This is a genomic window from Runella limosa DSM 17973 (assembly GCF_000482465.1).
Lineage (GTDB): Bacteria > Bacteroidota > Bacteroidia > Cytophagales > Spirosomataceae > Runella > Runella limosa.
Map to the genome: position 1 here is coordinate 306,907 of NZ_KI519424.1, position 7,655 is coordinate 314,561.

3 protein-coding genes are annotated in these 7,655 nt (G+C 45.0%); 2 read left to right on the plus strand and 1 reads right to left on the minus strand.

The genetic code is table 11. The features are described from left to right. Positions 1-23: 23 nt before the first annotated feature. Positions 24-3,164: a SusC/RagA family TonB-linked outer membrane protein gene (locus K339_RS34530; protein ID WP_157607714.1), complete on the minus strand. Its 3,141-nt coding sequence runs from the start codon at positions 3,162-3,164 to the stop codon at positions 24-26. Between the two features lie 575 nt (positions 3,165-3,739). Between K339_RS34530 and K339_RS0123020 the strand changes: the two genes are divergently transcribed. Beyond that, positions 3,740-6,121 carry a penicillin acylase family protein gene (locus K339_RS0123020; protein ID WP_028525714.1) on the plus strand — a complete coding sequence of 794 codons (2,382 nt, stop codon included), beginning with the start codon at positions 3,740-3,742 and terminating at the stop codon, positions 6,119-6,121. A gap of 45 nt (positions 6,122-6,166) precedes the next feature. Beyond that, the gene (gene wecB / locus K339_RS0123025) at positions 6,167-7,264 is read left to right on the plus strand and encodes a non-hydrolyzing UDP-N-acetylglucosamine 2-epimerase (protein WP_028525715.1); all 1,098 of its coding nucleotides are present in this window, start codon (positions 6,167-6,169) and stop codon (positions 7,262-7,264) included. The last annotated feature ends 391 nt before the right edge of the window (positions 7,265-7,655 follow it).

Consider the following 7,655-nt stretch of genomic DNA (forward strand, 5'->3'; position numbering starts at 1 on the left):
TTTTAATGTGATGCAATTGATTCTTAGAACGTCAACGTGATGTTACCACCCATGTAACGAACTGATGGCGACGTCAACTGCGTATCGTCTGCTTTGTCTGGGTCAGCAAAACGGAACGCTTTTGTCCACATCCACACGTTTTGTCCCGTCAATGAAATGGAACCAGAACGCGCTCCGAGCAACTTAGCTACGTTTGATGGAAGGTTATACCCGATGGATACTTCTCTCAATTTCAAGAAAGTTGCATTGGTAATACCACGCGTACCATCTCCGTACGAGCGAGCATAGTCTTGGTACGACACTTTTGCTTCGTTTGGTGCAAACACGCGGGTATCGTTGGTGATGTTACCAAAACTATCAAACGTGACAGCACCTGATTTTACAACCACACCTTGTCCGTTGAAAGACTTGTTTTTGTTAACCACTTCGTCGTATCTCCATTGGTTGTCCGAATCTGGGTGTGCTCCAGTATCCCACATTTTGTATGAAGTGTAGTTGTTCAATACACCACCTACGCGGCCGTCGAAGTTCACCATTAAGTTAAATTGTTTGTACTTGATGGTATTGGCAAAGCCCCACAAGAACTTAGGATCAGTATAACCACGCAAATAGCTAACATCGCTCAACAATGGCAAGCCGTTGGCACGGTGAATAAGGCTACCCGAAGCTGGATCTGTCAACCAAACACGATCCGTGTAAACATCCATACGTCCACCAGCTACTGTCCACGCATTTTTCGCAGAGTTGGCTGCAATGTCCTTAAAGTAACGGTGGTTATATGAGTAGTTAGCCACCGCATCCCACTGCCAATCTTTGTTTTTCAGGATGGTTGCATCTAAGCTCACTTCCAAACCTCTACGCACGATGGTCTCGTCCCAGTTGATAAGGGTGCTGTTAAAACCAGAAGCCGACGAAATGTTAGCAAATGTCTGACGGTTGTAAGTGTATTTGTTGAAATACGCTACGTCTAATTTCAAACGTTTTTTCAAGAAATACGCTGCCGTTCCGATTTCCCACGTACGGTTAGTTTCAGGAAGGATGTTTTCGGCGTTACGAATCGTGGTTGGATAAGAAGCTGAGTTAAAGGTATTCCAAGCACCGATTGTCGTTCCGTAAGTTTGGTTAGTAGCATAAATACCCAAATCTGACTTAGACAAAGTCCACGAACCGCGCAATTTCCAGAAATCTAACCACGAAGGCATCGTCCCCAACACTTCACTGATTACGAAGCTACCACCCACGGATGGATAGAAGTACGAACGCGAGTTTTGGGGCATGGTAGAGCTCCAGTCATTACGACCTGTTGCATCCAAGAAGAGCATGTTTTTGTACGAAAGCGTTAACTTTGCGTAGGCACTATTCACTTGTTTTGCACTTGCCCCCACACTTACGTTTGGACGCTCAACCGAGTTATTCAATGAATAATAACCAGGAATCAAAATACCACTACGCGTAGCACTGTATAGGTTGTCATTTTTTAACGTGTAAATTGCTGCACCCGCCAAAGCATCAATTCCCAAATCACCCAAATTTTTGTTGTAAGTAATCAAGGCGTCTCCGTTGAAACTATAACCCGTACTTTTATTAATTGCATACAATCCTGGCGTATCCCATCCACGGTTTGAGAGAATGTTTGGTGGATTACGTCTAGTTTCGTCGTTGTTATACAAATCAAAACCTGGACGAACAATCAAGTTAGCGCCTTCAAACAATTTATAGGTAGCCGTAAGGTTGGCATTCAAACGGTTTTCATATACCCCCCATACTTTTTCATTGGCCATGAAATACGGGTTATCGTACCAAGCCTTGTAATGCCAGTTTTGCTGAACGTCAGGAATCAACCAGTAGTTATCTTTGTAATCGGCCAAACGATACTCAGGACCCATCCAAACCAAGATGTTGTACATATATCCTTGATCGCTGTAACCCGCTCCCATAATCTGCGGAGCGTTACGTTTGTTGTAACCCATTTGGCTCGACAACTTGAAGCGATCTCCTACTTTCATTTCACCACTCAACGTAAAGTTGTAGTTGTTCGATTTCAAGTTTGGATATTGTCCTTTGTTGTAAATGTGCGTCAATGACGCGCGGAAACTTCCATTTTCACCCGTTTGTGCCACGCTCACGCTGTTGTTGGTAATCAAACCAGGCACCAAGAAATCGTTGAAGTTGTCTTTACCACTCGACACAAGCTCGCGCATTTCCATTTGCTTGGTAAAGGGATTCCATTGATTGGCCATGATACCAGCATCCAATTTTTGTCCCCATATATAGTCGGTAGGGTCATACACCCCCCCAATACCCGCGCTGTATGAGTGCTGCACTTCAGGGAGCATCAAGAACCCTGCGTTAAACATATTGTTGGTGTTTACTGTCACCGTCAAGCCTTTATTGGTACTACCTTTTTTGGTAGTTACAATGATGGCCCCACTCCCCCCGCGTGAACCGTACAAGGCCGAAGCGGTAGGCCCCTTCAAAACGTCGATACTTTCGATGTCGTCTTGGGCAATGTTATTAAGGGAGATATTATTATAAGGTACACCATCAATTACGAGAAGTGGTGTCTCACCCCGCAAGCTGATGGCAGGCATCTGGTTAAATTCGGTACTGTTTCGTACCCAGAGACCAGCTACTCTACCCGTAAGTGAAGTACCAACGCTTACCCCTTTTACCGTTTGTACCGCAGGCCCTGCCACTTTTTGAACAGCGTAACCCAGCGATTTTTCTTCACGTTTTACCCCAAGCGCCGTTACCACTACCTCGTTCAAGATTTTGGTATCGGTGGTCATTTTAATAGCAAGTGAAGTTTGGGTACCTACCACAATTTCTTGCGAAGCGTATCCAATAAACGAAATTGAAAGAACCGCTTTGTCGCTTTTCACCGAAAGTTTAAACTTTCCAGCGGCGTCCGTAAGCGTACCGTTGGTAGTACCTTTTTCTACCACGTTTACCCCAGGAAGAGGCTCACCATTTTCATCGGTGATGGTTCCAGTAATGTCTTGTGCTGCTTTCTGAGTCCCCACTTTGTGTGAGGGAGGGGTGGCAGCATAGGCCCCCATCATAGTTGAACTGGTTAGAACAGAAAGCGAAAGCATAGAACCCGCTACAAATAACAATGGGTTCTTGTCTTTCAGCAAAATGTGGGAAAGTAATGTTTTTCTCATTTGCTTTTTATTGAGAGTTGGGAAATAAAAAAACAAAAAATACGAATCCACGCGTAAAAACGGTGGCAAAGAAGGGCAGAAACAGTGTTTGGGTGGTTGTTAGTAAAGTTAGTTTGTGAATGATTTATTTTAAAATGATGAGGTTGCTAATATACTATTTCTTTTACATTCATAAGCAAAAGTGGCGCAAAATTAGTTTAGGCATTCTACACACAAAAGCCAAAACCATTATTAAAATATTAACTCTAATGAGTCGAAAAGCTATTTTTTCAAAAAAACCAATGACAATAGTATAGGTAAATTAAACCATAACCCTTTCTTTCTTATCCTCTGGTCTCTATTTTCTATTAAAATAAAAATACACTTACGGTATATTTTTCACTAAAATAAGGCGTAATTGAAGTTATCCAAGAAAAGCATTTTATTTGACGGCTATTCTTAAAATTTTTGCCAATAACTCCCCTAAAATTAATACTGCTCAATGGTAAAAAAAGACTACTTGTAGTATGTTATTTTATTGTTAAATTTCATTTTCAATCTTAACCTTCAACCTACTTCTAACCTTCTCTATCCTAGTGAAACGTTTTATACTTTTCTCGTTTAGCCTCATTTTTGGGCTAATTTTCTCCCTTTCTGCCCAAGAATTATCCGTCAAAGGGTTTAAACAACCCGTCGAAGTCATTCGTGATCGCTGGGGAGTTTCGCACATTTATGCCCAAAATGAGCACGATTTATTTATGGCACAGGGCTACATAGCTGCATCCGACCGTCTTTTTCAGCTTGAGATTTGGCGGCGACAAGCAACGGGTACGGTGGCCGAACTGCTGGGCGAAAAAGAGCTAAAACGAGACATTGGCACTCGTTTGTTTAAGTTTCGGGGTAATCTAACGACCGAGCTAAACCACTACCACCCCCGTAGTGCGCAGATAATCAAGGCATTTGTGGAAGGAATTAACGTCTATGTGGGTGAAATGCGGCGGCATCCCGAAAAACTTTCCTTTGAATTTAAAGTGTTAAATACCCTACCCGATTTTTGGACGCCCGAAATTGTTATCAGTCGGCACCAAGGGCTACTGAGTAATGTCAAAGACGAACTAAACAACGCCCGAATTGTACACCTAGTTGGGGCCGAAAAACTCCGAGAATTACAGTGGTATCATCCCGTGCGAAACCCTCAAGAGCCCGATTTGGGTTTTGATAAGGCCATCAAAGGCGAAGCGCTTTTTCAACCGATTTTGGAACTGTACGAGGCATTTCGGTCACCGCTGAAATTTGCCAAAGAAGACAAACGAACTGGTCAAAACGTTGATTTTGACGCTTGGTACGAAGAAGAAAAGCTCAATGTTGGCTCCAACAACTGGATTATTGATGGAAAACGCTCCCAAAGTGGTTATCCGATGCTCGCCAACGACCCCCACCGAGCGCAATCTGTACCAGGACTTCGGTACTGGATTCACCTCAATGCCCCAGGTTGGAACGTGATTGGGGCAGGCGAGCCGTCACTTCCAGGCGTGTCTATTGGCCATAATGACCACGCAGCTTGGGGGCTCACCATTTTTGAAACTGACAACGAGGATTTGTACGTCTATGAAACCAATCCACAAAACCCCAATCAATATAAATACCAAGGGAAGTGGGAAGCCTTGAAGATAATTCAAGATACCATTAAAGTAGCCAACCAGTCGCCCGTAGTAGTTGCGTTGAAATACACCCGCCACGGCCCCGTTACGTTTGAAGATACCAAAAACCATAAATTATATGCCGTAAGGGCGGGTTGGCGCGAAGAAGGTTGTGCGCCGTATTTGGCGAGTTTACGAATGAACCAAGCCAAAACGTGGGAAGAGTTTCGTACGGCCTGTACATTCAGTCGGATTCCTGGAGAAAACATGATTTATGCCGACCAAAAAGGTAACATTGGTTGGCAAGCCGTTGGGATTTCTCCCATTCGTAAAAATTGGGCAGGACTGGTTCCCGTGGCTGGTGATGGCCGATACGAATGGGCAGGATACCTGCCGATTGTGCAACTTCCCCACAAAATCAATCCCTCGGAAGGCTACGTTGTGACAGCCAACAACAACATGACGCCCGTCGATTTTCCTCACCGCAATGCCGTCGGTTGGACGTGGGCAAACCCCGTGCGGGCACACCGTATTGAAGAAGTACTCAATGCAGGCAAACGAATGAATCTCCAAGATTTTGCGACTTTACAAACCGATTATCTTTCCATATCTGCCCGCACACTCGTACCGCTTCTGCTCAGAAACACAACAAATGGTTCAAAAGAAGCCGAACAAGCCAAACATCTGCTGGCACAGTGGGATTATCAACTTACCCCTACCTCCATCGCCGCCGCTATTTATGCCGAATGGGAAACGCAGCTAAAACTAGCCATGCACACGTTGATGGTTCCCGAAAGCATCCGTACCTACTATAAAACTTTGCCCATGAAGCGAATCGTGGATTGGTTGGTGACGCCAACGTCGTCATTTGGTCAAAACCCCGTGGCAGGCAGGGATGAGTTTTTAAGTAAATCGTTTCAAAAAGCGATTGAAACGCTCCAAAAACGCCTAGGAAACGACATGAATCAGTGGCAATATGGCCAGCCCAAAAACAAACACATTGCCCTCAAACACGCCCTCAGTGATTTGGTCAGCGAAGAACAACGCGCAAAAATCAACCTTGGCCCGCTCCCTCGCGGTGGCTATGGCGAAACGGTGGGCAATACGGGAGGCCAGTTAAATCAGGAACATGGCGCTTCTTTTCGGATATTGGTGGACACCGAAGACTGGGATAAAACCTTGGGAATAAACAACCCAGGCCAATCGGGCAACCCCGACGACCCGCACTATCGAGACTTGTTTGAGCTTTGGGCCAAAGACGGCTTTTTCCCAGTTTATTTTACCAAAGATAAAATCAAAACCATTTCAGACCGTACGTGGACGTTTAAGCCTCAATAGAAATACGTACTTTTACCCCGAAGTCAGACCGAATCTTACTGTACAATGAAAATAGTGAATATTGTGGGGGCACGCCCCAATTTTATGAAGGTGGCACCATTGCACCGCGCTTTTCAAAAAAGAAGTGAAATCGACTCTAAAATTGTCCATACAGGCCAACACTACGACGCCAAAATGTCGGACGTGTTTTTTAATCAACTCGAACTTCCTCAACCCCATTATTTCTTGGGCATTGGCGGTGGCACGCACGCCCAACAAACGGCCAAAATTATGTTGGAGTTTGAAAAAGTAATGGAAGCAGAGCAGCCCGATTTAGTGCTTGTGGTTGGGGACGTTACATCCACCATTGCTTGCGCGCTCGTTGCGAGTAAAATGCACGTTCCAATTGCGCACGTAGAAGCGGGCTTACGCAGCGGCGACCGCCGAATGCCCGAAGAAATCAATCGGATTTTGACGGATAGCATTTCGGACTTGCTTTTTGTGACCGAACAAGCTGGCATCGACAACCTAAAACGCGAGGGTGTTCCCGACGAAAAAGTATTTATGGTAGGAAATTGCATGATTGATTCGTTGGTGCATTACCGCCAAAAAGCCCAACAACTTAGGGTGTTGGCAGATTTTGGGGTTGCGAAGGGCGAATACGTGCTAATGACTATGCACCGCCCCGCCAACGTCGATACAGCCGAAGGACTTTCGAGTATTTTGCAAATTGTAGCCGATACCGTTAAATACAAAAAAGTCATTTTCCCGATTCACCCAAGAACCCGTTCAAACATCCAAAAATTTGGGTTGAATGCGCAGCTTGAAAGCATCGAAGGTATCTTACTCACTGAGCCGCAGGGGTATTTGGAGTTTCTTCATTTGATGGAAAATTCGGCATTGGTCGTTACCGATTCGGGTGGGATTCAAGAGGAAACGACGTATTTGCAAGTACCGTGCCTGACGTTTCGGGACAGTACCGAGCGCCCCGTTACGGTTGAGCTAGGCACCAATCAGTTGCTCGCCGATTTGAACCCAGCAACGGTTCACGAAAAAGTGGTTGAAATTTTGGAAGGGCGCACAAAACAAGGCATCATTCCGCCGCTCTGGGATGGAAATGCAGCGGCAAGGATTGCGGATATTTTGGTACAAAAATTTGCCTAAACTGTCTTAAAGTAGGATAAATTTTAGTGTATTAGTAGTTTATTTTGCTTCGGACAGGGCCGCCTGTGCGGAAGCATAACCTTTGTAGAATAAGAAATCCGTCCATAAAGTTCGAATCCTTTTGCTTCGGACAGGGCCGCCTGTGCGGAAGCATAACAAAGCAATAGGTTATGCTTCCGCGTGGTCGGCCCCATCCGAAGCAAAAATTAAAGAAAATATTCTTCTGCCTACAAATATTACGCCTCTACCGAGGCTACTTCCGATATACTTGCCTACTGGAAACCACTACAAATGTTGCGCCTCTACCGAGGTAACTTCCGATACACTTGTCCACTGGAAACTACTACAAATGTTGCGCCTCTACCGAGGCTACTTCCGATATACTTGCCCA

Coding starts and splice junctions, on each gene's coding strand:
- K339_RS34530 (WP_157607714.1), bottom strand. CDS start 3,164: ATGAGAAAAACATTACTTTCCCACATTTTGCTGAAAGACAAGAACCCA.
- wecB (WP_028525715.1), top strand. CDS start 6,167: ATGAAAATAGTGAATATTGTGGGGGCACGCCCCAATTTTATGAAGGTG.